The organism is Flavobacterium humidisoli (genome assembly GCF_023272795.1).
Taxonomy (GTDB): domain Bacteria; phylum Bacteroidota; class Bacteroidia; order Flavobacteriales; family Flavobacteriaceae; genus Flavobacterium; species Flavobacterium humidisoli.
Genome location: NZ_CP096829.1, coordinates 2,762,322 through 2,787,207 on the forward strand (window position 1 = coordinate 2,762,322; position 24,886 = coordinate 2,787,207).

The window sequence follows — 24,886 nt, forward strand, 5'->3', positions numbered from 1 at the left end:
AATGCATTATTACTACCCCCTTTCATCAAAAGATTTTACGTTTGAAAATATTTTTTCAAGTGAGTCAATTTCACCTCCATTTTTTTATAAGAATAGAGGTTTTGGTATTGATTATTTTTATGTAATTCCTATAATTAATCATAATAATGCAATAATATTATTTAGTAACCCTCCTATTTACGAGTTAACTGATAATTATAAAATTATTCTACAGATTGATGAAAATTCTCTTGATCTAGACAATCTTATTTTTTTGCAAGAAGGAGTCTTTGCTTATCAAAAAACAATTTATCTTGATAAATCTAATTTTATATTGAACTTCTTTTCTGAAAAAGACAGACGTGTTTCAATTTTAAAAGCGGCTACTTCTTTGCCAACTAAAAATGTTGAGAAATTTTTAAATAACTTTAAAGTAATAGATGAAGAATCTTGTATTAGTTTTGATTTTAAAAGTGAATTATACAATTTAGAGACTTCTAGTAGTAAAATAATACTTCAAGAAGATAAAAAGTTTAATCAATTTAAAGGCTTGGTGTATGGTATCACAACAGGTCTATATAATTACCAGCCAGAGGGCGAAAAACTTTTCAGGAGACTTTTAAAAGAAATAGTCAACTCTTTTGCTGAACTTAAAAGCAGATTTGCTGATGGAAATGCTTCATATTCGAAAAATAAAGATAAGAACAAAGAGAATGATAATTATTTTTATACAAAACAACTTCTTGATTTAATTGATCTTGCAAAAGAAACTTATTATAATGTTTATGGTGAGTTAAATTTTAACGAGGATGTATTAGCTGAAATTTTGTACGAGAAATTGGAGAGCGTTTCATCATTAGAAGAAGCTAAGCAATTTATTAAATTTATTAAGATAAGAGATGAAGCTTTTGATACTTTAGAATTTCAAGACTTAAAGAAGAAGTTTTCGAATTACTCCAATTACCAGCAAAATGAAAGTCCGATTAATAGGCTAGGTATTTTAATTAACCAATTTGTCAATAAATCTATAAATAACACAAAAAATAAATACGATTTAACTGAATTAAATGACAATATTAAAATTCTTATTTACGAAATTGATCAATATGCAGCAAACTCCTTGAGAGGTAATTCTCATCATGAAAATTTTTCAATTGATAGTTTGGAATATGATTTTAATAAGAATGAAATCAATATTAAAAATAAATTTCATGGATTATCAGATAATGAATTATTTGATATGGTTTCAATAAATAATATTATTTTAAAATTCTCTGATAAAAATGATAAAATACTAAGAAAAGATGCCATTTTACATATTGTAAAGGAAGTTGGGGATTTTTTCAGTAAAGGAAATAAAGAGACATTGCTTTACCAATATTTAAATAATGAGATTGATACTTATGCATTTGAAAAAATTACAAATAGTGTCATGAAGAATTTTGTAGCGTTTATTTTTAATATAGAGAGCCTTGAAAAACTTGAAAATTTTATAGGTAAAAAGAATATTGAAAAAGATTGGATGGCATATTCTTTTTGGGGGTCATTTAACGGATTTGCAAATCTGAGTGGGAATTTCACTAAAACATTATTTAGTACAGAAGGAGAAAATGTTCAACTGTATCTTGATCAGTATTTAAAAAAATATGTAGAAATTCTAAAGAATTTTAAAGTAGATCAGACTTTGAGACTACCAGCCTCTAAGAATGAAATTAATAATAATGAAGAATATTTTTCAAACAGTTCAATAAGTAATTTCTACGTAAAAGTAGTATTTGGAAATTATGATATATCAAAGGAAGGTTTAATATATTTAATGTCAATAAAGGATAAAGAAGAATTTTGCAAAGAGGCCAAATTAAAATTTAAAATGGGTAAAAAAAAGGCCGAAAAACTTTTTGCTACAGTAAAGCAAAATTTTGACTCGCCATTATTATTTAACTAATAGTCACATCTTATAGCGTTATATTTGTGAATAAAATAATGCAAGTTTTTTTTAAAATAATAATTATTTGGAATCTGTATGTTGAGTTAATTACTTATTGGCAATTAATTTTACAACTGCATCTGGGATAATTAGTACATCCTAGAAAATCTCCGTAAATCCCATTTCTTTTTACCATAAATCCGCTCTCGCATCGGGGACAAAGAAAGTCATTATCTAGTATCTCCAGATTTCTATATGTCTGATTACATTGTGGAAAATGTGAACATCCCAAGAATTGGGAAGCAGTTAGCGAGTTGGTTCTAATCATCAGTTTTCCTGTCTGACAGTAGGGACAGTTTGTAATGTTGATTTTACCATTATGTGAGGTCAGTAGGTAATTATGCTCTTTTAATAATTCTTCCCCAAAAACGGAAGCTTCAGATGGAATAAGTAGAATTGCTTCGTTTTTTGTACGTGTTAAAGCTACATAAAAGAGTCTTCTTTCTTCGGCAAACTGGTACTCTTCCTGATCGCTGAGAAGCAGTGATACAATGGGATCATCGGTCATTTTATTGGGGAAGCCTAATAGGTTGTTTCTCAGGTTAAGGATAATGACATTATCGGCTTCCGTTCCTTTGGATTTATGAACGGTCATGAACTGGATGTCCATGTGTTCAAAACCTGTAACTTGCAGCTTTCCGCTGGCTTCAAAGTATTTTATCCTACTATACGGGGTCAGCCTTATAAGATCGTCTATATCAAAACTGTGCCTGCCCAAGACCAGAATTGATTTATTTCCATATCTGCTGGCTAAGTATTGTAGCTCTGTTATGAAAGTATCCTGAACTTTCTCGGAAGTGAAGTGGACAATTTTAACCGGATCGTCCAGATTTTCCTTTTTTGACTTCGGTTTTTTGATAATCTGCTTTGGATTTTTCTGTACAAATTTTGAAGATATATCTATTACAGATTGCGAATTTCTGTACGTCTGCTCGATAAACAGTTGCTCGTATTGGCCGACATGTTTACCGAAATTACTAAACAAGGATATATCGCTTCCCGCAAATCGATAAATAGACTGCCAGTCATCTCCCACACAGATCAGCCTTGCGCCAGAGATTTCTCTTATTTGGTTTATCAGATTAAATCTGGAAAAAGAAATGTCCTGATACTCATCTATGATAATGTATTTGTAATTGTAAAGAGGTTTATGGGTTATAACTTCATCAGCAGCTTTATTGATCATATCATTAAAATCAATCTCATTGCTTTTTAATAAAGTTTTGTCGTATTTCTCAAGAATGGGGAGTATAAATTTCAGAAACGTAAGCTGACGCTCGTATATAAAATTGTTTTGGGTTTTGTTTCTTTCTGAAAATAGTTCTATAAGCGAATTTGAGTCAAGACGTCTTGACTTGCTGAGATTGATAAAGCTTTCAATCAGCTTTATAATTTCCCTGCCGAAATTTTTACCGTCCTGTGATACAATTTCATAAATTTCACTGGTGTCTCGGGGCTTCAAGGCTACATTTTTCTCTAATAGAATCTGCTCAAGTTTTTCGAGTAAAATATGATCACGGTTGTAATAGGAATAAGTCTCAAGCAAGGTTGTTTTGTGGGTTTTGTGCCTTTCTCTTTTGAGCTGCATCTCCTCGACATACTTTTTTTCAAAGAACGGCGTCAGCCAGCCGGCCTGATTATTTTCATCTACTCCAAAATGCTCTAGATAAAGGTCATACTCGTTCAGATAGAAGTCAGGACAATACAGGATTTCTCCGTGAGGATATGCTTTTTCATATTGATACTCGATTCCGTTCAGATAAAGGAAATTAGCAATAATAAGCTCTTCCACACTTTTTACCCTTTCACCCTGAATGGAATTAAGATTAGCTTTTTCAATTTTATTCAAGGGCTCGCACTTAGCTTTTAGGGTTTGAAAATCAATACCTTTTTCAGTATCTACCTTTTCGCCCAGTGAATTGGAATTATCCAGTTTATCGGGAATATTCATGTAACATGCTACATACTGCACATATGCCTGCATAGCTTCAGGATGGTCAAAAATATCTTTCTGAAGATATTCTCTGATTACCCTTGCCAGCGTATTTTCATTTGCCAGTGCCGGTTTTTGGTTATAGTGTTCCTTGATTATATCGTAGCCAAGCTTATGAAAGGTTGTTGCCTCAACTTCCGGCACAATTTTCAGCAGTCTCTCATTTAATTCAGCTACCGTTTTTTTTGTAAATGACAGTAATAAAATATCCTGTGGCGAAATCTTTTTTTGTTCGGTCAGGTACTGTACTTTGCTTAAAATAGTCAGGGTTTTGCCCGATCCTGCACCTGCAATAATCAAATTGGAATACTCATCTGTTATAACGGCTGTTCGCTGCTGGTCATCGAGTTTTTTTCCTTCTATATTGTCGAAATACGCAGACAGTTTTTCTTTCTGGGTTTTCACGTAATTCTGGTTATACCTGACGGTAAAAGCGTCCAGTTCGCTGTAGAGCTCATTAAATTCCTTTACGATATTCTCTTTACTATAGAAGGCCGTTTTGTTTTTAAAGAACTTCCAGGTGGCTGAATACTGTGCTTTGATGTAGTCACGCTCTACCCAGGTCAGGTAATCATCCAAGTTTTTCGTACGTCCAAGAAATTCGCAAGCCAGTTTAAGATTACTTAAATAATCGGGATGCTGATACTTTTTCTTATTTAAGAAATACTGCCAGACTAACGCTGTAATTAATATTATAATTAAGCTGATACTAATAGTGGGAATCATACTTGCAGCTTGTTTTTTACCTTAAAAAGGTGTGTTTTGCATTCAATTTTCCTTACTTCTTTCGGTTTTTACATGCCGATTTATTAAAGCCAAGATAAAAATTTCTTACAAAAAATAAAATTTTTAATAAGTGAAAAATTAGCAGTTTATGCATATATAAAAAGACAGTCTCTAATAGGAATTTTGCAGTCGCGGATACAATGGTTCCGCTTTGAATTATTGATACTAGTAGTAAATACTAGGTTTGACATGTTGCTTAAATGCTGGCACAGAAAAAAGTGTACCTCGAAATTTTAACATTTTTTTTAAGCAGATTTTATTTAGTTAGTTTTTTACGATGATTGTTTTACCTTTTTTAGCTGGTGGAAAGGGGAGTTGGCTAGAAAGTAAAAGTTTTTTTAATTTGATTTGCAGAGAAAGAGGAAAAATCATCTTTTGTCTGTATATAAGTGATGTCTGAAACCCAAGCCTCTGCTGGTTCTGCTGCTGTAAATTCCCTTTTTGGAATATTTGGAACAACAAAATGATTATGTTTTGAATTGGCGTTACTTTGAATTTTTACTCAATTTGCTGTACAGTCCTAACTGCTTCATGCATTTAGCCACAGTTATTCTGGATGTCTGATATCCTTGGCTTTGAAGTTCCAAAGTAATTCTTGGGCTTCCATACCGCTGTTTAGCATTAAAGTATATTGAAGCAGTTTCTTCTTTTATCATCGCAGTTCTCCTCTGCCTTTCTGATAGAGTCTGCCACGTCCAATTATAGCAGCAGCTTGGGCTTACTTTTAAGACTCTGCAAATCTTTTCAATCGAATATGTTTTTTCATGGTCTTTTATGAAAAGATAGATCATCGGCCACCCATGGAAAAGATGCTTATAGCCTTTTTTAGAATATCACGTTCTAATTCTGCTTGATTAATTTTTTTTCAAGCTCATGGATTTTTTCCTGTTCAGGACTAAGCTTTAATTTTCCTTTCCCAGGAAAACTTCCTGTTCCAAATTCTTGGTAATCCTGACGCCATTTGTACAGCAAAGGTGCTGTTATTTCAAGTTCTTTGGCCAAATTGTGAGATATTATCTCTTTCATAACTTAATTGGACAGCTTTCTCCTTAAAATTGCGCCCATAAGTTTTACGATTCTCTTTCATGCTCTAAAGTTAAGATTTAGTTCTTGACTAGAGCTCCATGCTACGTTAGCACATCCAATTTTAAATTGGATAATACCATAAGTGATTGAGAATAAAATATTAATATTATTATGATAAAAGACTATATTTTTTTTTGGAAAATGAATTGGTATATAAGTAATTTTCAATCTCAAAAGATGTTAATTATCCTCTGTTGGATATGCTGATTTCCATTCCGAATTGTAAGGATTGTAATTACATTCCCTGTCTAATTTCCACAAATTATTAGTTTTGCTCATAGGTAAACTGCTATCAACACACATATACCGATACTCACAATCTTTGCAAACTGAAATCTCATCTTTAGTGATGTGCCAATATTTTTTGAATTCTACATTTTCTAAAATATTAGTAAGTTCGACATTTATTATATTGCCAAAATCCATAATATCTCCTTCATGCCTATAGATGAATCCTTCTGAATCTATATAAACTCGCTTGTTATAGAATGAGTTGTATAATTGGGATTCTATAAATAAGTTCATATTAACATTAAAATCTGCAATATTATTTATATTCATTTTATTGTTTACAATATCGCGTTTTGTGTGTATTAATGTAGCTTTTTCCAAATCTTGAACCAATTCTTTTTCACAATTATATTTTACTATAACAGATACTCGTTCATTTAAATTGATTAAATTTTCAAAATCTAAATTTTCAGTAAAGTTCTTATTTTCAATAAACAATTGGAATATCCGAGTTGGAATATTATTAAAGAATGTGAGTACATTTTTAATATTGATTGAAGTTGTAGGAGAAATAAATCTAAAAATTATAAATTCAACTTTTGCTTTTAAAATCTGTCTTTTTATTGCTTCAAATTTAGTTTCATGAAAATTTTCAATATCCAATATTAAGCAAGATATATTGTAGGGCCTCTCATGGGAAATGCTATATTTGGGAAATTGTGCGCTGTTTAATTTTGAAAAAAAAATGAATTCATTATTTTTTAAAAACTCAAAATATTCTAAAAGAACTCTCTGATCGTTTTTGAAGGGAAAAAAATCCAAAAGATCAATAAATGTGATGTTCTTAAAGCGTGTAAGAATATCATAAAGAGGATTAGGAATGTATTCAAATTGATTTCTTTGCAGGTCGTAAATAGCACTTCTATTTGCTCCTTTAACCGGTATGCATGATGCAAATAAGTGAAATGGAATATTACTAGGAAAATTGGCCATATTAAAAGGTTTTTTTGTAGTAATCGTGACAACTCAAATAATCAGTATGATGAACTTTAGATGAACATCCCTTGAATATCGTCTTTATTTTTTTATCTGTAATTTTATTAGGCACTTCTTCTAATATTTTTAATTGAAATTCAACCCTAAATTTTTCTTCTAGAAAAGTTAGCACTTCTTTAATTTCATCAATTTCATTCATAATTTTTATCACAATTAATTAAATCCTCAGCAATTATTTTTTCAAGATTATAATTACCGCCTACTGAAACCATTCCTGATTGTCCAACAGGATTAACCTCCAAAAAAATATAATCTCCATTTTTATCTAACATTATATCGATAGAACCAGTATTTAATCCGATTTCTTCCATTAATTTAAACAGCTTTGTCTCAATTTCTTTTGGAAGTAAAAAAGGTACATTTCTATTAGGCAATTCAAAATTATAATTTCTAAAATCAATATTTGTTTGTGCATCATTTTGAGAAAAAATAGCTATTGAATAAATATATCTTTTATAGATAAAAGTTCTAACCTCAAACTCTTTATCAATTTTTTTCTGAAACAGAGAAGGGAAAAAACGATTTGGAAATTTATTTATGTCAGTTATTTTTACTTCTTTAGTGTACATAGATATTGCAGTAGTTTTATACAATATTGGGGCTACCTCTGAAATGGGCTTTGTTATTATTCGTTTATATTCTTTAATAAAATTTAAGACTTCCTCCTTGCTTGAAGCAATTATAGTATCAGGGATTGATAAGCCCAGTTCTTTTGCTTTTAATAAAACATCGATTTTATTAATTCCTCCTCTTCTAGCTAAATGCACATTGGGTATCCATGCTTTTGATTTGAAAAAGGAAAAAATTGAATTTGTATATGCATTTAACTCACTTCGCAGGTATGTATGATAACATTCAATAAGTAGAACTTCATCTTTAGTATAATTCCTTTTTAAATAATTTTCAAAATCTATTTTCACTACATTCGGTTTTACCCATCTGCGATAAAAAATAACGTTTATTTCTATGGGGCTTATGGCATTGTCGTCAAGTATTAACTTGTTGTTTACCAAATCAATTTTAAAGTTTTTCTCTGGCGTAAAATCTGCACCGTTTAAGCGTCTAAAATTTGCATTGTAAAAATAAAGCCAGTCAATAACTTTATTTGTTGGTTCATCAAAGTGATTATGCGAGAGTATTAGAATCATATTTTAATAGATAGTTTTTTAATTGAGTAGCAAAAATTAAGACCGTAATTTTACGGTCTTAATTAAATTAATCAACAGAATCACTATCATCGCAATCCATACATTGGCTATTAGTTGGATTGCATCTGGTACCTGTATCCATAGCCGCAATTTGTGCTCCTTTAAGAGATTTCATTTGTTCATTTGTTAGTTCTTTAGCGAACTTCTTTTTTTTAAAAGATTCTAATTTTGACATAGTCTAAAATATTTAAAAGATTAATAAACATATTTATATTTTTACATTCCAAAAAAACTAATTGTGATTAAAGCTCTTAATGTAATCTTCAATAGGCTCTAAACCAAAATTTTTCCGTCTTTTATTTAAATTTTGGATATCTTTAACCGGATAAAGGCTATGAATGCCATTCGTATCCCAGACCATTTGCGTTCCATAGAATTGTTTTTCATTCTTATTTTTTTTTACTCGATCATATAAATAGGCATAATTTCTGGCAGACACATTTTTGTCCCTTAATTCTTTCTTCATTGCATGTAAAACTTTTTCTTGAAAATCTACATCATTATCACAATGCTGTACTATGAGCCAAAAGTTTAATGCAGTTTCTTCACCGTTTTCCCTAACGCCAGGAAAACCGTAATTTTTAAAATATACTTTTATTGTGCGAGAATTATACTCGTCATTTTTTTTGGTTTCCAATTTCATAGAGTCAGTATATTCTTTACTGGATATTCGTTTTAAATCATATTTTTGAAGTTCTTGATCTTTATTGTACATTGTTTTTAATTTTATTTTCATGTCATTTGTAAATTCTTTTTTTTGTATTTTACACGAAATGAAGTTTGAAAATGTAATTAATAAAATGAGAAGTGTTCCTACTGTTTTCATCTTTAACTTTTTTAAAGTTATAGTGCTGTATGTATTTAAACTTTTTCTAAAAGAGTGTTTAGTTAATAAATCAGATATCGATGCTTTTTTATTTGTTGTTATTTTTTTAGTACTTATGCGTTCCATAATGGCAATCTTCTTTAATGTGATACATAGCTTCTAAAATATACATTAGCAGGGGTTAAGTTGTTTAATGAATCACCTAATCTTCTAATATAGTATCGATAAACAAACTAAGCATCTTTTAATTCTTCTAGCATAAAATGGCTCTCGGTCCTTTCTGTTGAAGCAGGATCACCATTGTCGTAAGAAGTACGCTAAAGAAGAATAAAATTATATTATCTTCTTCCTGAAATTTATTTCTAGTACTACTTGCAAATTTATTTAAAAGCACGGTATGAAGGTTAGATAATAAACCTCGGAGCGTACCAATAAAATCCATTTTACAAAAAACAGGACCAAGAGTTTGCCACTTCTTATTTGCTCATAATTTATTTGAAGGTTTTTGTTTTTTTCATTTTGCCAATATGACTCTTTTAATTCCTTATAAGAAAATTTCGTTAAGGTCTTTTTTATTGATTGAGATAATAGAAGAGTCGGAAAAACTAATAATAATAATGAGATGATGATATATTTTAAATATTTCATATGATTTAATTTCTTTCAAAAATAGAGTATCTCTATAAGATTTTAAGCATAAATAAGGCGAAAACAATAGCTTTGATAATCAGGTTTTTATATTTTTTTTTGGTGTAAAATTCGGCAATTTCGATACGAAATTGCCGAATTCCTATTGACTTAGTTTGCCCCAGATCGCATGTTTGCCTAGTTTTGACTTCGAAAATGTCATACATTTTTTATGGTAAACAATGACCTAAAGAAATAACTTATGTCTATAAATGTGGATTAAGAGTATTTATACCTAATCGCAATGTTGGTGTTTTTTAAATTTTATTAGCAACAAAGTTGATTACACTATATTACGACGTAAAAAAAAAATTAATTGCATACTATTTTACAATTGGCCAATTGTGAAAGAAATGTATCTAAATAAAGCGCTTGCAAGCAAGCCGATGACACGGATTATATGTCAATATTATTATAGTCTTTTAAAAAAATTAAGTTTTGAGGCTCTAAAAGAAATAGCAGAAGCAATAGCTTCAGAGGAATTATTGGAAAGTATTTCAGGTGGAATAATGCACGCTTGTCATGATTCAAGACCAGCTGATCCAGTACGTACTGTTCCATGCGATAACGTATAACAATCTAATACTGTCTGAAAATTATATTTTCAGACAGTATTTTAACTATAATATAGTATGAAGTCAGTATAATTATTTTTTCTGCCGTTTTATTCGATTTTTGGTTTTGCGATTAATCCAAAAACAGATTATATAGCAACACCAAATGAATTTAATATTAAATACAAAGAAGTAAACATAGAGAATAACAATGTCAAAATTTGTGTCTGGATTTCAGAACCAAAGGAAGAAGATACAGTAAAAAAGGAAAAAGCTAAAACGGTACTACTTGTGTATGGGGATTATGGAAACATGTCTTATTATGTTTCATACATTTCATTTTATACTAAATTAGGATTTAAGTTATTTCTTTTGATTACAGAGGTTTTGGAAAAAGCTCTCCATTTAATATAGATCCTAAGAGACTTTTTTATGATGAATTTGCTATGGACATGAAAAACGTAATGAGATATTGTAAACGAGACTTAAAAATAAAAAATATTAGAATTGTTGCTTTGTCAATGGGAACAATTTTGGCACCTCTAGTACTTCAAGAAGAAAAAGCTGAATTCATTATAGCAGAAGGATGTGTTTATAATATAAAAAGTGTCATTGAACGATTAAAAATATGGCCTATTTATGTTCCCATTTTAACTTCATTTACAGAATATCTGTCAAATTATGCAAGAAATAAATATGGTAACCATTATAAAAATAAATATTTTTAAGAGAATGTTTTGGGAATATCTTTTCCATCCTTCAATTTCGTTTAAAAAAAGTAATATAATTTATTCAAGCTAAAATTTAATTTGAAAGTTTTCAAATCCGATTATCTATAAGGTTAAACTACTTGAAGATATTTTGTAAATGAATGCATTAAAAAGACTTATGGCTACCTTTTATATAAATTGAGTAAAAGCTTTTTATTTGATATACTTTGTAAAAAAAATCAAAACCGTAGAATAGGAAATTAAAAATGCTCCACCATGTTTGAAAAGATATCGCTGAGACCTTTAGCTCTTATTATTTAACTGTTGTTATTAAAAAATCATTTTTGGTCTATTTTAACTTGCATCACAATTTATTGAAGGAGAAATCTAAAGGTTTTGCTGAAAAGTTTGCTGATTTCATAAACCTTTTTCTCTAGAATGATTATCATTATATAATTTAAATAGTTTTGTAAGATAATTTTTCTTTTAAGAATGCAAAAATGTATATTTGAGCTCAAAAGTTGGTGCTTGCAGTAGAAGCAGCGAACAATTTTTTAATAATGCAAAATTAATAGATATTTAAATATGATAATCAAGCATAAGGCATTTGTACAAGATATTGTTTTAATCTGCGTTAATTCTAATTGAAGCTGAAGTGGAAGATGTAAAAAGAGTTTTTATTCCTGGCGAAGAATGGCTTTACTTTAAAATTTATTGTGGGAATTATTCTGCTGATTATATTTTAAGTAATGATGTTTTGTTAATTGTTGATGTACTGTTAAAAAACAATCTTATTGATAAGTGGTTTTTCATACGATATACGGATCCAGAAAACCATCTACGAATTCGTTTTCATTTAACGGATTGTAAAAATATCCATAATGTAATGCAAATAGCAAATGCTCACTTTTCTAAATTGTTTGAAAAACATATTGTTTATGATATTGCTATAGCTACTTATAAAAGAGAAATAGAGCGTTATAGTGCGAATATTATTATTGAAATAGAAAATCTATTTTATTGTCATAGCACTAAAATTATTCAACTTATCAATAATACTGTTTCAGAATATGATGAAATAACTAGGATATTTGCGTCATTGCTTATGATGCATGACCTATTAAAATATTTTGGGATTCCATTAAGCCATTGTCAAAAAATTACAGAGGATATTTGTTTTCAATTCAAATTGGAATATAGTATGGATAGGAACAATTCAAGAAGGATTTCAAAATTATATTTAAAATATAGAAATGATATTTCATTGCTTCTCAACCAAGGAAAGAATCCTGAGCATTTATCGGGACTTAATAAAGTTATGAGGATGAGAAAAGAAGAAGTTAAGATACTGAAAATAATTTTGGAAAAAATTAAAAAAGATAATGAGATAACTTCTTTGCAGCTTATAATTTCTATCGTTCATATGAATGTTAATAGGACTTTTAGGTCTAAACAAAGAGAATATGAGATGTTATGTTATAGTCTAATGAATCAATACTTTAAAAGTGTTATAGCCCAAAAATGAAAAATTTTTATGTACTATTCTTGTCGTTGATTATGACAAATATTTTTTCACAAAATAAAGCTCATTTTCATATTCCAGATTCTTTAAAGGGAATGAGTTTTGAAACTTTAGAAAGACATTTTGATAATTCAATACTCGACACTAAAAAGCACGCTGTTTATGCTAAAACATATTACCAAAAGTCCAAACTGCAAAATGACGATATTATTAATGCGAATGGAATGTTTATGCTTGCGTATGTTTCCAAGGAGGACTCTTTGTTTGCGCTAACAGATTCAGTAATTGCTCTCACTAAATATAAAAGTAACTTAGTCTTTCCCGCCAAAGCCTATATACTGCGAAGTATAATTTTTTTTTCAAATGGACAGTTTAACAAGGCACTAGCTGAAATTATAAAAGCTGAAAAACATTCGGATAAATCTGGAAATAAAGAACAGCAAATTTTTGTGAATCAGCAGATAGGTTTAATAAAAATTGAGCTCGATAAACCTAAAGAGGCGTTACCCTTAATTATAGAAAATTATAATTATTATAGAAAGCTTAAAAGCGATTCTCCCTATTATACTTATTCGGCATGGATTCTGTCTAATATTTATAATCGTTTAGGGAAACCTGATTTGGCATTACATTACACTAATCTTTTTTTTAAAAATATGAAGAAAGATGATTTTTATTATCCATATTTTATTCTCAATAATGGGATTTCATATCATTTGAAGAAAGACTATAAGAGGAGTAATGGAGCTTTGGATGTAGCCATATCGCTTTTAAAAGATGATAAGATAAATTTGGCTATAGCATATTATTATAGGGGAGAAAATATCCTAAAAGAGGAAAAAAACGATCTAAAAGCAAAAAAATATTTTGAAAAAGTTGATGCTATATTATTAACAACGAAAGAGTTTACTTCTATTTTGAGGAAAAATTACCTCAAATTAATTGAGATTTCGAAGAGATTACAAGATAATGCGAAAGAATTGTATTTTCTAAATCGATTAATTGAAATTGATGAAAGAGTAAATAAGAATAATCTTGTTTTGTCTGAAAATATGCATCAAACTTATAATGTACCTCACTTATTATCTGAAAAGGAAAACATCATTTCAAAAATAAATAGAGAAAGTAAGATTTATATAATAATTGGATTTATAGCTTTTGCGCTATTGATTTTTGCATTATTTTATTTGTATAAGATGCAAAAGAATAAACAACTTACAGAAGAGAGATTTATAACTTTAATAAATGATTCACGATTAGAGCCAGAAGAAACAAATGATATTGAAATTGTAGAAAAAAACAAGATTAAATCTGTTGAATTACCGATGACTTTAATAAAAGAGCTGTTAAATAAATTGGCAGTATTTGAAAAAGAAGAAGGCTATTTAGAATTGAATTTAAAACTTAGTGAACTAAGCACAAGATTTGAAACTAATAATAGTTATTTGTCTAAAGTCATTAATCAGTATAAAAATAAAAATTTTAGCCAGTATATTAATGATTTAAGAATTGATTATGTTATAAAAAAAATGAAAACGGATAAGAAGTTTTGTAAATATACAATTAAGGCAATAGCACAAGAAGCAGGATTTAGCAGTACAGAATCTTTTGCCAAATCATTTTATAATAATACAGGACTACAGCCTTCTTTTTTTATAAAAAAAATAGTTGAAAACAATAAAACTTGATTTTGTATCTTGTTGATATTTTTGTTATTAAGTTCTATTTTGTTCGGAATTTATAAATCTAGAGATACGATTTTTTTCTTAAACTTAGGAGCAGTATATATTTGCAATACTTATTTTAAATTAATTAATATCATGAAAAAAAAGAAATTAAAATTAGCAAATGAGTTATCAATTGATAAATTCAGAGTAGCTGAATTAAAAAATCCTAAAATAATCATTGGTGGTCGAAATGAAGAAGACAACGGGGGAATAGTAACAGCCGATCCCGCTAGAAAAAGATAAATAGGTTTGTCATATTTTTTTCTATATTACTATTAAATTATAATTAAATGTCAAAAGCTAAATTATTTCAAATTATTATATTCTCATTTTTTGTAAATTCTTTAATCGCGCAAAAAGATATTCTGCCTGAAAAACAATTTACAGAGAACTTTTTTGGAAGAACTCTAAGTGATCCATACCGCTATATGGAAAATCCTAAGGATACATTAGTTCAGCAGTGGTTTAAGTATAATAGTTATAAAACTCGATCTATTTTAAATGGCATTTCAGGCAGGAAAGAAATAGTAGATAAGTTAATAGAGATTGAAAATAGAAAATCTTTTAATGTGACATTATTAAATGTAACTGATGATGATTATTATTTTTATTTAAAAGCAACTGATAAAGATAAAACTGCAAAGTTATATTTTAAAAATGGAGAAGATGGGTCTGAAGTATTACTTTATGACCCATCAAATTATAAAATGGGGCAAAAAGATGAATACGTAATCAACTATTTAAAGCCTTCTTGGGACCATAAAATAGTTGCTTTAGGTTTGTCAAAAAATGGAGAAGAAATTGGAGAGATAGCATTTTTAAATGTTGCTGCCAAGTCTATTCTGCCAGAAGTTATTCCCAACACATGGCCTGCTGAACTAAAAGGAATTAATTGGCTTTCTAATAATTCAGGAATTATTTATCAGCATATTCCAATTATTGATTCCAATGAGAAAAACTACCTATTAAATACAGAGTCTGTGATTTATAAGTTAGGAGATAATCCTTTACAGCATAAAATAATATTTTCAAAAAACAATAATCCTGAATTTGATGTTAAGCAGGAAGATTTCCCCCTATTGTGCAAGTTTAGTCAAAATGACAAATATATTTTAGTTTTTTTAGCAGGAGCTTCTAATTATTATGATTGCTATTATGCAAAAGCAGAAGATTTAAAAAGTAATAAGATTGACTGGAAATTGCTCTTTAAGAAAGAAGATCAAATTAAAGATCAAATTCTTATTAATGAAGATTTATACTGTTTATCAGCTAAAAATGCGTCAAATTTTAATATATTTAAAACTAATGTTTTAGATTTCAATTTAGAAAAAAAGACTGTTATTGTGTCTGAGAATAAAAAAGAAACTATAGATGATTTTGTTATCACAAAAGATGGTTTATTCTATAGCACGACAAAAAACGGCGTCGAAGCTCACTTATATTTTGTTTCTAGATGTGAAACAAAAGAAATAGTTTCGCCTCTTAGTGCAGGGACAATAACAATGCAGATAAAGAATAAATTTAGCTCTGAAATATGGCTAAACTATAGTGGATGGATTAATCCAAAGCAAAGATACCGTTATGATACTGCTAATAATAGATTTATTGATGCACCTTTATCTCCGGTAATTGCTTATCCAGAATATGCAGATTTCGTAGTTAAAGAAATTGAAATTCCTTCTCAAGATGGTGTTATGGTCCCTGTTTCTTTAATTTACAAAAAAGGACTTCAAAAGAATAAATTGAATAATGTGCTTATTGAAGGTTATGGTGCTTATGGCACGTCACTTACGCCAATATTCGAACCTATATATCTGTCGTGGGTTTTAAATGATGGTGTCTATGTCGTTAGCCATGTGAGAGGTGGCGGTGAAAAAGGTGATAATTGGCATCAGGGAGGTTATAAAAGCAGCAAATCAAACTCATGGGAAGATTTAATAGCTACAGCTGAATATTTAATTAAAGAAAAAATAACCAGTAAAGAACGAATTGCAATTTCGAGTGGAAGCGCGGGAGGTATTTTGGTTGGAAGAGCCATAACTGAAAGACCTGATTTATTTAAGGTAATGTTATGCGAAAACGGCACTTTAAATACTACAAGAATCAAGGAAATTTCTAACGGCCAAAATAATATGAAAGAATTTGGGAATCCTGATATAGCAGAAGAGTTTAATGCTCTTTATGAAATGGATTCGTATCAGCATTTAAAGAAGGGGGTTGCTTATCCAGCTTGTTTAATTTCAGTAGGAATAAATGATGCCCGAGTTCCTCCAGCTATTTCAGGAAAGTTTGTTGCAAGGCTTAAAGCATCTACAACCTCTCAAAATCCTATACTTTTTGCAGTTAATTATGATACTGGACACGGGATGGATAGCAGCGATTTGCAGCTTTACAACGACTATGCAGATGGATTTGCATTTGCCTTATGGCAGATGGGGCACCCTAAATTTAAATTTTTAGGTAGTTATAATTAATTACCTTCAACGATACTTTAAGAAGAAAGAATTTTGTATCTTAATGTTAACATTAGGGATAATATTTTTTCACTATGTCTTTAATCCTATAATAAATTGATTAGCATAACAATCATTATTATTGGTAACTATTGTATTGGATGGAAATAAAAATTCTTCTAGAATAAATTTTGATTTATTTTTTATAATTGATATAAGCATTTCAATGCAAGTGTTGTTTTCAGTGTTTATAACTAAAAAATTGTCACTTTCTGTTAATGAAACATACTGAGGCAGAGATTTGCTGCCTGAAAATAGATTATCTACAACAGAGCGGAAAAAATCTTTACAGAAGATACTGCTATTTTGATTTGACTTTTTAAAAAGTTCAGGACTATTCTCCTTTGTAAATATCCATTTTGCTTTTGATATTATACAATTGCTAACTGTAATTCTTGGGAAATAGTCATGAAATTTTTCTAATATTTCTAAATTAAGGCCGATTGAGGATTTATAATTCTCAAATTGCATATCGCATAAAAAATGATAGATTGGAAGAGCTTTATTAGAATAATTATGTGCATTTGTTAATCTTGGAACAATTTCTTTATCATATTTCTTGCTCCATAAAACTAAACGACCTAAATGCATTCTTAATAAAATATCTTCAATATTAATTTGTTTCGAAGAGTTTAAGCTAGATTTTCCAAGATAAGGTATTTCGTAAGATCGAAAATTTGGCCTCTTTAATATATTACCTGTTCTCGTTTCTGGTAAATGTATTAGTTCAGCAACAATCTTATCTTTAAAATAATCTGATTCATATTTTGTAATTTCATTTGCTAAATTATTGATGTCTTCATTTCCGTAACAGAATCTGGCCAATAAATTTGCTGCGCTTGAACCGCCAATACTTTGAATTACTATCCACTCTTTTTCATTTTCTTTAACAATTTCAAAAACGCATGAAAACGTGCATGATAGATTTTCAGTAGAGAAATCGACAGTCGCAAAATCACTATTAGTGAGCTCAAAGCCTTTTTCGTTTTTTAGTGCGGCACTTTTTAGTTTATATTGAATAATTTTTTCCACTTCATTTAAGTTAATAGATTCATCTATATTTAATTTCTGATTTATATCTAATGCATCTAATAAAGGGGTGACATCAAGATTTTGAACTTTTTGTCCATAACCAATTCCTGTTTCAAAATCTAATGCCGTAACTAAGGGGATGGTCTCTCCTTCATAACGTTTAGAAAATTTATCTTTAAAATTTTCTAGAAATGTCTTTTTAGGCATTTCAGAGATTTTATTTAGAACCTTTATTGTTTTCACTATTTCTTGAGCATAAGTTTTACTTAATTGAAACTCATTAGAACCAAGGAATGAATCTGTCTGAAACAGAAATTTTTTATCAAAAGGAATATCTATATCTCTTATATTTTGGGTAATTTTTTCATAGTAAAAAAAAGGATTTTTAGCCTGGTCAATTTCCATTAATCCATTACTTATTTTCTTTATATTTTTAAATGTCAAATTTTCAGTTGCGTTCTTTGATTGGAAATTCTGAGATCTCCCCATTTTTTCATGCTTTTTTTGAGATTTATTTGCTAGGCTTTCTGATAAATTTACTAACTTATCAAAATAGTCATCGCCTGTTAATGTAAGTTCCAATTCTGAAACAAGTATTTGGTGGCGAATTAATTCTTCTATAAAATTAACTGCTGTAGTTTCTTTTATTTTATCGGAGACTAAATAAAGGGATAAGTCTTTTTTGCTAATGCCCAAATAAGACTTTTCAATTACCAAATCTAAGTAATCTGTACTCTTAACAGCTTCAAGTGAATATTTGCGTTCATCATCCAAAGTGTATTGAACATATCTGTAAAAATCCCCCAGTCTATATATGGTTGAATTTGGATAAAAAAGAATTTCATTTTGAATTATTGGATCGTTTTCTAAATCTTTTCCCAAGTTTCCAGCGAATTGCATATCAAATCGAGTTTTTCTATTAAAACTGCTTTTTTCAAGATTTAAACTAGAATTTGTATTAAGAGGGATTTGGGTTATGTTTGAAAATTTGCCTGAACCACAGGCGGAAAAAAGACCAAAAGGCGTACATCGAGTAGACATACGGCTTAAATATTTTAGAACAGTTATTTTAAGTTTGTTCCTTTTATAGGAAGGATATTGATCATCTAAAGTCCATTTCAGTATTTCATTATATAATTCAGGTGAAGCTAAAAATATAGCTTCTTTAAAATGACTACCTTTTAATATTTCTTTAATGTCATCATCTGGAATAATTATTTTTCTTGTCAGATTATGATAAAATTCTATAGGAAGTGTAGGAACCCTTATGATAAGAGTTTCAAAAAAAGTAAAATCTATTCTAGAATTCGGCATATATTTATTTTATTGAAAATGTAGGAATATTGGAGTGTCAAAAATAGTCAATATTTTACTTTTCGCACCGATATTTGATTGAAAAAAAGCACCTGAAAGTAATAAAATAATTTTTGTTAATGTTTTTAAAATCAGTATTTTGATTTTTTGTTTTCTGGTTTTTTATAAATTAAGATTCTAGATTTATAAATCTAGAATAGCTAAACTTGATTTAAATATTAACTTCAATTAGTTTTGGAACCAGAAAAGTGAGACATTTTTTACAGTAAGACGTTACCAGTAAGAAACAGATTTCTTTTTATGATAAGTAATTGGCCAATTACAGGATTATTAATTCGCTTTAGTAATCCTAGAATAACGCAAATGTTAATGTCAGCACATGACAAAACAAATTGTTTAAATGTTTAATTAAAAAAAGAATAATCATGAATTTACAAAATTTAAATTTAGTTGAGCTTAATGCTCAGGAAGTGAAAGAAATTGACGGGGGGTTTATGTTGCATTGGGGGTGGTATGCAGGAGCATTTGGCCTTGGTTTTGCGACAGGAACAGCAATTTATATGAGTGCTTAATTAATTGTTTTATTATCCTAACTTTTATATTATGATAAATTTTTCAGATTTAAATGTAGTTGAATTGACAACTATTGAATTAGTTGAAACGGACGGAGGTTTCTTGCCAATTGTCATGTTAGCATGCTGTTTTGCTTTAGGCATGTCAACAGCCTTGATGCTTAACTAAAATGCAAGGGTTGTCAATAATTTTGGCAACCCTTTAATTTCTTAAACACATAAAATGTACAAGTTAACATACAGCGTAACAACAAATAGCAGATGCTTATTCCAAGTGTTATTTGTTAATGAAAAAATGGTCGTTACATCTGTTGACGGCAAATGGAATGTTTTTCGTAAAAAACAAAATAAAAATTATGTTTTAGATTTTGATAACAAAAAAATATCACCTGTTGATTATTCGGATTTAAAAAATCAAATAAAATCTATTTCAAAAAATATTGAGATAATTAAAACCTCAATAAAAAATTCTGAAAATTTTATTCTTGGATACCCTTCAAAAGGATATGAATATGTCAGCAAAGGGAATTTTCCGCATTTAAACAGCCAAATTTCGATTGGAACAATATCAAATTTCGATAAAACATCGTATTCGGCTTATTTTAATTTTGAAAAGCAAAATCAACTACTCGACATTCTGCTTGGAGAAAATGATTTACTAATGTGTAATACAACACGGTTGACATTTCCACAAGGAAATTTAACTCAACAAATTGAATTAATTTCAATTGAAGAATGGTCTTTTACCCAAGAGTTTTTAGAAATAGATAATTATAAAACGGTTGATTAGATCTTACTGAATAAGATAAATAAAAAGTTGAAAGTAAAAAAGATTACAATGAAAGAAGTTTTTGTTAAATCAAAAAAAATTAGCCTAATTGGTGTTATTTGTATATTGCCATTAGCGGCATTAAGTATAATTCCATACTGGATCAGATGGAACAGTCATATAAAGGCTGACATAAAAGCAATTAAAACTTCTTTATCAATTTTTGAATATAATATATTGAATTCAATTACTGTAATTATTGCACCTTGTGTTTTAATCTTCATAGGAATAATTGTTCATGAGTTAATACATGCGTTATTTATGGCTGTTTTTACTAAAAATGGATTTAAATCGGTAAGACTTGGCATAATGAAACAATCTTTGATTCCATATGCACAATGCAAAGAACCTCTAAAAGGCAGAAAAATGTTAGTGATTTCATTAGCTCCATTTATTTTTTTAGGATTAATTCCAACATTGTATGCTTATGCATTTGGGAACTTGATTTTTTGGTTTACAGGTTTGGTTATGACATTAAGCGCGATAGGAGACTTTGTCTATGCTTATCTGATACTAAAGACAGGTTTAGAACACAAAATTTTAGATCATACAAATGAGGTAGGTTTTATAATAATAGACAATGATTGAACAAAAAAAGAGAATTGCAATTCATAATGGAAGTAAAAATGAAGCACTAATTTTAAAAGTCTTACTTGAAAGTTTTTCTATTCAGGTTTTTGAAGATTCATCATTGATGTCAGTTTTTAATCCATGGGGAATTTCAATAGGTAATTTAAACTCAGTAAAATTGTGGGTTAATGAAGATGTTTATGCAAAGGCAAAAGAAATAATTAGTGATTATAAAGCTGATGAATACAATCTGTAATTTATTAATTGACCAATTTAAATATGACCTTCAGTTCTGACCCAATAAACACACTCGAAAGTTTAATCTCAAAAAATAAAACTAAGAACGTTTCAATTTATTTTATTGTTATTTTGACAATAATTATTTTTTTGTTTTTGCTACCCATAGTAAAAATTGATATTAGTAGTCAAAGTCGCGGAATTGTTCGCAGTACTACAGATAATGTTCCTGTTACTTCTGTTGTAAGCGGACGTGTCGTTTGGCTTAACCTCAAAAACAACCAAGTAGTCCAAAAAGGCGATACGCTGGTGAAAATTTCAAAACAAAATCTTGAAACAGAAAAAAATACGCAGAATGCAGTATCTAGTTCTGTTATTGAACTTTTGCGAGATGTAAATTCCATCTTATCCGATAAAACTTCTTATTTACAAACTTCAACTGCCAGAGAAGACTTTTTAAAATTCCAATTACGTAAAAACGAATTACAAAGCAAGGTGTCACAGGCAATGCTTAATTATAATCGCAATAAAGCGTTATTTGAAAAGAATATTATAGCAAAAGTAGAATACGAAAAATACGAATATGAATTGCGTTCCGCTAATGAGGCACTTAAAAGTTATGTAAGCGAACAAAAATCGACTTGGGAAAATCAAAAGAGAGATCTCGAAGAACGTGTGAAAAATTTAAGCGGAAGCATGGAAAAAATTAAGATTGAAGAGAATAATTATGCCATCACCGCTCCTATTTCAGGAACTATCGAAAATTTTTCAGGTTTTCAGGTAGGATCATTTTTTAATGCTACCCAATCTATTGCGACTATTTCAGCAATAGATCATTTAATTGTCGAAACTATGGTTTCTCCCAATGATATTGGACTTATTCATAATAACCAAAAAGTAAAATTTCAACTTGACGCGTTCAATTATAACCAATGGGGATTACTTGAAGGTAAAGTTATTGATATTGACCGTAATATATCTGTGCAGGAAAATCAAACTTTTTTTAAAGTTCGCTGCGAATTAAACTCAACTGAAATGAAATTAAATTCTGGTTATAAAACCAATATATCAAAAGGAATGACACTCACTACACGTTATGTTATAACCAGAAGAAGTTTGTTTGATTTATTATTTGACAAGATAGACGATTGGCTGAATCCAAAACAGTTATCATTTAATAATTAGTATTTAAAATGGCATCAATAAAAATTAAGCAGCATGATATTAAAGATTGTGGCGCTGCTTGTCTGGCATCTATTGGAAATCATTATCATGTTAATTTCCCTATAGCCAGAATTCGACAATATGCCAATACAGATACACGTGGCACTAATGTGCTTGGTATTATTGAGGCAGCCGAAAAAATGGGTTTTACTGCAAAGGGGGTAAAGGGAGGTATAGATTCATTAGATAAAATACCATTACCGGCAATTGCACATGTAGTTGTAAAAGAACAATTGCACCATTATGGGGTGATTTATAAAGTTGAAAAATCCAAAGAAGAAAGTAAATCAAAAATTACTGTGATGGATCCTGCTTTTGGTAAAATGGAAGTTTATACTTTTGATGAATTTCAGAAAATTTGGTCAGGTGTTTTAGTTCTCTTTGCGCAAAATGATGATTTTACAGCCTATGATGAAAAAGTATCGCCTATTATGCGTTTTTGGCAATTATTACAGCCTCATAAGAGCATTTTAATTCAAGCCTTAATTGGCGCAATCATTTTTACGGTTTTGGGGTTGGCAATGTCAATTTACATTCAGAAAATAACAGATTATGTTTTGGTTGAAGGCAATAGAAAACTACTTAATCTATTGAGTGTTTCTATGATTGGCGTTATTTTAATTCAAGCTTATATAGGTTCTCAAAAAAGTATTTTTGTAATGAAGACTGGGCAATTAATTGATGCTAAATTAATTTTGGGCTATTACAAGCATTTGATGCATCTGCCACAGCGTTTTTTTGATACTATGCAGATAGGAGAAATTACATCTCGAATAAATGATGCTGTAAAAATTAGATCATTTATAAATGAAGCCGCAATTGATATGATTGTAAACATTTTTATTGTAATTTTTTCATTCGCATTAATGTTTACTTATTATTGGAAATTAGCTTTAGTAATTTTGATCATGATACCTTTTTATGCTTTGGTTTATTTCATTCTAAATAAATGCAATAAAAAAGTAGAGCGCAATATTATGGAAAATGCTGCGGAACTGCAAACGCAATTAGTTGAAAGCGTCAATCATATTCGTACTGTTAAAGAATTTGGTATTGAAGAATTCTCAAACATAAAAACGGAAAATAAATTTGTAAAACTATTGTTTTCTAACTATAAATCTGGATTAAATGTTATTTTTTCTAATACTTCGACACAATTTATTGCCTCCTTATTTACAGTTATTCTAATGTGGATAGGGTCGGGCTATGTCATTGATAGGGCGATAACTCCTGGAGAATTGTTTTCATTTTATGCTTTAATAGGTTATTTCACTTCGCCGGTTGCTTCTATAATCGGCATGAATAAGACTGCCCAAAATGCACTTATTGCTGCGGACAGGCTTTTTGAAATCATGGATTTAGAACGTGAAAAAACAGAAAACAAAATTGAAATAAAAAGAGAAAATATAGGTGACATCAAATTTGAAAATGTCAGTTTCAGATATGGTTCTCGAATAGAAGTTTTTAAAAAATTTAATGCCACACTTAAAAAAAATGAAACCACTGCTATTATCGGAGAGAGTGGAAGCGGAAAAACCACACTGATTTCACTACTCCAAAATTTGTATCCAATCAAAGAAGGAAAAATATACATTGGAGATTATGATACGCAATTTATACATTATAAGTGTTTGCGACAACTTATTGGAGTTATTCCGCAGCAACTGAATTTATTTTCTGGAAATATAATAGAAAATATCGCATTAGGAGATTCTTTTCCCAACATTCAAAAAATATTAGATTTGTCAAAGCAATTGGGAATTATTGAATTTGTTGAGAAATTGCCTAATGGTTTTGAAACTCAAATTGGTGAAAATGGAGCAATGCTTTCGGGTGGGCAGAAGCAAAGAATCGCAATTGCAAGAGCTTTATATAAAGATCCTGAAATATTATTGATGGATGAAGCTACTTCAGCATTAGATACAGGTTCTGAAATGATTGTTAAACAAGCTATAGAAGATTTTAAGAAGAAAGGCAAAACTATAATTATTATTGCCCATCGTTTAAGCACGATTGCAAATGCAGATCAGATTCTAGTAATGAAAAATGGAACAATTGTAGAATCTGGATTTCATTCGGAATTGTTGAAGAAAAAAACAGAATATTATAATTTGTGGAAAAAACAGAATTTAAACTAATCATTATTACTCTTTATAGAGAATGTCGTGATTTTATAAATAAATGAATTTGTATTTTTGTCAAAATAATAAAGTTTTTTTTTGTCATACATGCGAATGATTTTA

22 protein-coding genes are annotated in these 24,886 nt (G+C 29.3%); 13 read left to right on the forward strand and 9 right to left on the reverse strand.

Annotation, left to right across the window (positions count from 1 at the left end; translation table 11 throughout):
* Position 1: 1 nt before the first annotated feature.
* Complete coding sequence (locus tag M0M44_RS11710; protein WP_248729925.1) at positions 2–1,924, forward strand: hypothetical protein; 1,923 nt, start codon at positions 2–4, stop codon at positions 1,922–1,924.
* A gap of 94 nt (positions 1,925–2,018) precedes the next feature.
* Here the strand turns inward: M0M44_RS11710 and M0M44_RS11715 are convergent, their stop codons facing one another.
* The 8 genes from M0M44_RS11715 to M0M44_RS11745 all read right to left on the reverse strand — a co-directional run bounded on the left by M0M44_RS11715 (position 2,019) and on the right by M0M44_RS11745 (position 9,152).
* Positions 2,019–4,685, reverse strand: coding sequence for a UvrD-helicase domain-containing protein (locus M0M44_RS11715; RefSeq protein ID WP_248729926.1), 2,667 nt, complete (start codon positions 4,683–4,685; stop codon positions 2,019–2,021).
* Positions 4,686–5,230: 545 nt separating this feature from the next.
* Entirely contained in the window at positions 5,231–5,536 is a 306-nt protein-coding gene (locus M0M44_RS23925) for an IS3 family transposase (protein WP_420842770.1), read from the reverse strand.
* Between the two features lie 49 nt (positions 5,537–5,585).
* Positions 5,586–5,771, reverse strand: coding sequence for a transposase (locus tag M0M44_RS11720; protein ID WP_248729927.1), 186 nt, complete (start codon positions 5,769–5,771; stop codon positions 5,586–5,588).
* 240 nt (positions 5,772–6,011) lie between these two features.
* Entirely contained in the window at positions 6,012–7,055 is a 1,044-nt protein-coding gene (gene gwsS, locus M0M44_RS11725; RefSeq protein WP_248729928.1) for a grasp-with-spasm system SPASM domain peptide maturase, read from the reverse strand.
* Position 7,056: 1 nt separating this feature from the next.
* Entirely contained in the window at positions 7,057–7,257 is a 201-nt protein-coding gene (locus M0M44_RS11730) for a hypothetical protein (protein ID WP_248729929.1), read from the reverse strand.
* Entirely contained in the window at positions 7,250–8,266 is a 1,017-nt protein-coding gene (gene gwsG, locus M0M44_RS11735; RefSeq protein WP_248729930.1) for a grasp-with-spasm system ATP-grasp peptide maturase, read from the reverse strand. Before gwsG ends, M0M44_RS11730 begins: the two co-directional genes overlap by 8 nt.
* A gap of 67 nt (positions 8,267–8,333) precedes the next feature.
* Positions 8,334–8,501: a hypothetical protein gene (locus M0M44_RS11740; protein WP_248729931.1), complete on the reverse strand. Its 168-nt coding sequence runs from the start codon at positions 8,499–8,501 to the stop codon at positions 8,334–8,336.
* A 57-nt stretch (positions 8,502–8,558) separates the two neighbouring features.
* A complete protein-coding gene (locus M0M44_RS11745; RefSeq protein WP_248729932.1) occupies positions 8,559–9,152 on the reverse strand; it encodes a DUF6624 domain-containing protein in 594 nt (197 codons plus the stop codon).
* A 1,040-nt stretch (positions 9,153–10,192) separates the two neighbouring features.
* On the opposite strand from M0M44_RS11745, the gene M0M44_RS11750 reads away from it, so the two are divergent.
* The 6 genes from M0M44_RS11750 to M0M44_RS11775 all read left to right on the forward strand — a co-directional run bounded on the left by M0M44_RS11750 (position 10,193) and on the right by M0M44_RS11775 (position 16,826).
* The gene (locus tag M0M44_RS11750; protein ID WP_248729933.1) at positions 10,193–10,414 is read left to right on the forward strand and encodes a hypothetical protein; all 222 of its coding nucleotides are present in this window, start codon (positions 10,193–10,195) and stop codon (positions 10,412–10,414) included.
* A gap of 431 nt (positions 10,415–10,845) precedes the next feature.
* Positions 10,846–11,121 carry a hypothetical protein gene (locus M0M44_RS11755; RefSeq protein ID WP_248729934.1) on the forward strand — a complete coding sequence of 92 codons (276 nt, stop codon included), beginning with the start codon at positions 10,846–10,848 and terminating at the stop codon, positions 11,119–11,121.
* A gap of 637 nt (positions 11,122–11,758) precedes the next feature.
* Positions 11,759–12,628, forward strand: coding sequence for a thiopeptide-type bacteriocin biosynthesis protein (locus tag M0M44_RS11760; protein ID WP_248729935.1), 870 nt, complete (start codon positions 11,759–11,761; stop codon positions 12,626–12,628).
* Positions 12,625–14,313 carry a helix-turn-helix domain-containing protein gene (locus tag M0M44_RS11765; protein ID WP_248729936.1) on the forward strand — a complete coding sequence of 563 codons (1,689 nt, stop codon included), beginning with the start codon at positions 12,625–12,627 and terminating at the stop codon, positions 14,311–14,313. Before M0M44_RS11760 ends, M0M44_RS11765 begins: the two co-directional genes overlap by 4 nt.
* A gap of 132 nt (positions 14,314–14,445) precedes the next feature.
* Positions 14,446–14,595 (forward strand): hypothetical protein, encoded by a 150-nt coding sequence (locus M0M44_RS11770; RefSeq protein WP_248729937.1) that lies wholly within the window; start codon positions 14,446–14,448, stop codon positions 14,593–14,595.
* A gap of 47 nt (positions 14,596–14,642) precedes the next feature.
* A complete protein-coding gene (locus M0M44_RS11775; RefSeq protein ID WP_248729938.1) occupies positions 14,643–16,826 on the forward strand; it encodes a prolyl oligopeptidase family serine peptidase in 2,184 nt (727 codons plus the stop codon).
* A 72-nt stretch (positions 16,827–16,898) separates the two neighbouring features.
* On the opposite strand, the gene M0M44_RS11780 is transcribed toward M0M44_RS11775, so the two are convergent.
* Positions 16,899–19,211: a lantibiotic dehydratase family protein gene (locus tag M0M44_RS11780; RefSeq protein WP_248729939.1), complete on the reverse strand. Its 2,313-nt coding sequence runs from the start codon at positions 19,209–19,211 to the stop codon at positions 16,899–16,901.
* Positions 19,212–19,636: 425 nt separating this feature from the next.
* Here M0M44_RS11780 and M0M44_RS11785 point away from each other — a divergent pair, with 425 nt between their 5' ends.
* From M0M44_RS11785 to M0M44_RS11810, 6 genes are all read left to right on the forward strand, one after another.
* Positions 19,637–19,783, forward strand: a complete 147-nt coding sequence (locus M0M44_RS11785; RefSeq protein WP_248729940.1) for a class IIb bacteriocin, lactobin A/cerein 7B family — start codon at positions 19,637–19,639, stop codon at positions 19,781–19,783.
* A 223-nt stretch (positions 19,784–20,006) separates the two neighbouring features.
* The gene (locus M0M44_RS11790) at positions 20,007–20,573 is read left to right on the forward strand and encodes a hypothetical protein (protein ID WP_248729941.1); all 567 of its coding nucleotides are present in this window, start codon (positions 20,007–20,009) and stop codon (positions 20,571–20,573) included.
* Between the two features lie 48 nt (positions 20,574–20,621).
* Positions 20,622–21,200, forward strand: a complete 579-nt coding sequence (locus M0M44_RS11795) for a DUF3267 domain-containing protein (RefSeq protein ID WP_248729942.1) — start codon at positions 20,622–20,624, stop codon at positions 21,198–21,200.
* Entirely contained in the window at positions 21,193–21,438 is a 246-nt protein-coding gene (locus M0M44_RS11800) for a hypothetical protein (RefSeq protein ID WP_248729943.1), read from the forward strand. The genes M0M44_RS11795 and M0M44_RS11800 overlap by 8 nt, the downstream gene beginning before the upstream one ends.
* Before the next feature lie 137 nt (positions 21,439–21,575).
* Positions 21,576–22,604 (forward strand): HlyD family secretion protein, encoded by a 1,029-nt coding sequence (locus M0M44_RS11805; protein ID WP_248729944.1) that lies wholly within the window; start codon positions 21,576–21,578, stop codon positions 22,602–22,604.
* A gap of 8 nt (positions 22,605–22,612) precedes the next feature.
* Complete coding sequence (locus M0M44_RS11810) at positions 22,613–24,781, forward strand: peptidase domain-containing ABC transporter (protein ID WP_248729945.1); 2,169 nt, start codon at positions 22,613–22,615, stop codon at positions 24,779–24,781.
* Positions 24,782–24,886 lie beyond the last annotated feature (105 nt).

Bases quoted from the DNA above. Each gene is read 5' to 3' on its own strand.
- M0M44_RS11775 (WP_248729938.1), top strand. From the start codon at position 14,643: ATGTCAAAAGCTAAATTATTTCAAATTATTATATTCTCATTTTTTGTA.
- M0M44_RS11770 (WP_248729937.1), top strand. From the start codon at position 14,446: ATGAAAAAAAAGAAATTAAAATTAGCAAATGAGTTATCAATTGATAAA.
- M0M44_RS11790 (WP_248729941.1), top strand. From the start codon at position 20,007: ATGTACAAGTTAACATACAGCGTAACAACAAATAGCAGATGCTTATTC.
- M0M44_RS11710 (WP_248729925.1), top strand. From the start codon at position 2: ATGCATTATTACTACCCCCTTTCATCAAAAGATTTTACGTTTGAAAAT.
- M0M44_RS11740 (WP_248729931.1), bottom strand. From the start codon at position 8,501: ATGTCAAAATTAGAATCTTTTAAAAAAAAGAAGTTCGCTAAAGAACTA.
- M0M44_RS11800 (WP_248729943.1), top strand. From the start codon at position 21,193: ATGATTGAACAAAAAAAGAGAATTGCAATTCATAATGGAAGTAAAAAT.
- M0M44_RS11765 (WP_248729936.1), top strand. From the start codon at position 12,625: ATGAAAAATTTTTATGTACTATTCTTGTCGTTGATTATGACAAATATT.
- M0M44_RS11780 (WP_248729939.1), bottom strand. From the start codon at position 19,211: ATGCCGAATTCTAGAATAGATTTTACTTTTTTTGAAACTCTTATCATA.
- M0M44_RS11720 (WP_248729927.1), bottom strand. From the start codon at position 5,771: ATGAAAGAGATAATATCTCACAATTTGGCCAAAGAACTTGAAATAACA.
- M0M44_RS11795 (WP_248729942.1), top strand. From the start codon at position 20,622: ATGAAAGAAGTTTTTGTTAAATCAAAAAAAATTAGCCTAATTGGTGTT.
- M0M44_RS11715 (WP_248729926.1), bottom strand. From the start codon at position 4,685: ATGATTCCCACTATTAGTATCAGCTTAATTATAATATTAATTACAGCG.
- M0M44_RS11785 (WP_248729940.1), top strand. From the start codon at position 19,637: ATGAATTTACAAAATTTAAATTTAGTTGAGCTTAATGCTCAGGAAGTG.
- gwsG (WP_248729930.1), bottom strand. From the start codon at position 8,266: ATGATTCTAATACTCTCGCATAATCACTTTGATGAACCAACAAATAAA.
- gwsS (WP_248729928.1), bottom strand. From the start codon at position 7,055: ATGGCCAATTTTCCTAGTAATATTCCATTTCACTTATTTGCATCATGC.
- M0M44_RS11750 (WP_248729933.1), top strand. From the start codon at position 10,193: ATGTATCTAAATAAAGCGCTTGCAAGCAAGCCGATGACACGGATTATA.
- M0M44_RS23925 (WP_420842770.1), bottom strand. From the start codon at position 5,536: ATGATCTATCTTTTCATAAAAGACCATGAAAAAACATATTCGATTGAA.
- M0M44_RS11730 (WP_248729929.1), bottom strand. From the start codon at position 7,257: ATGAATGAAATTGATGAAATTAAAGAAGTGCTAACTTTTCTAGAAGAA.
- M0M44_RS11755 (WP_248729934.1), top strand. From the start codon at position 10,846: ATGAAAAACGTAATGAGATATTGTAAACGAGACTTAAAAATAAAAAAT.
- M0M44_RS11810 (WP_248729945.1), top strand. From the start codon at position 22,613: ATGGCATCAATAAAAATTAAGCAGCATGATATTAAAGATTGTGGCGCT.
- M0M44_RS11745 (WP_248729932.1), bottom strand. From the start codon at position 9,152: ATGAAAACAGTAGGAACACTTCTCATTTTATTAATTACATTTTCAAAC.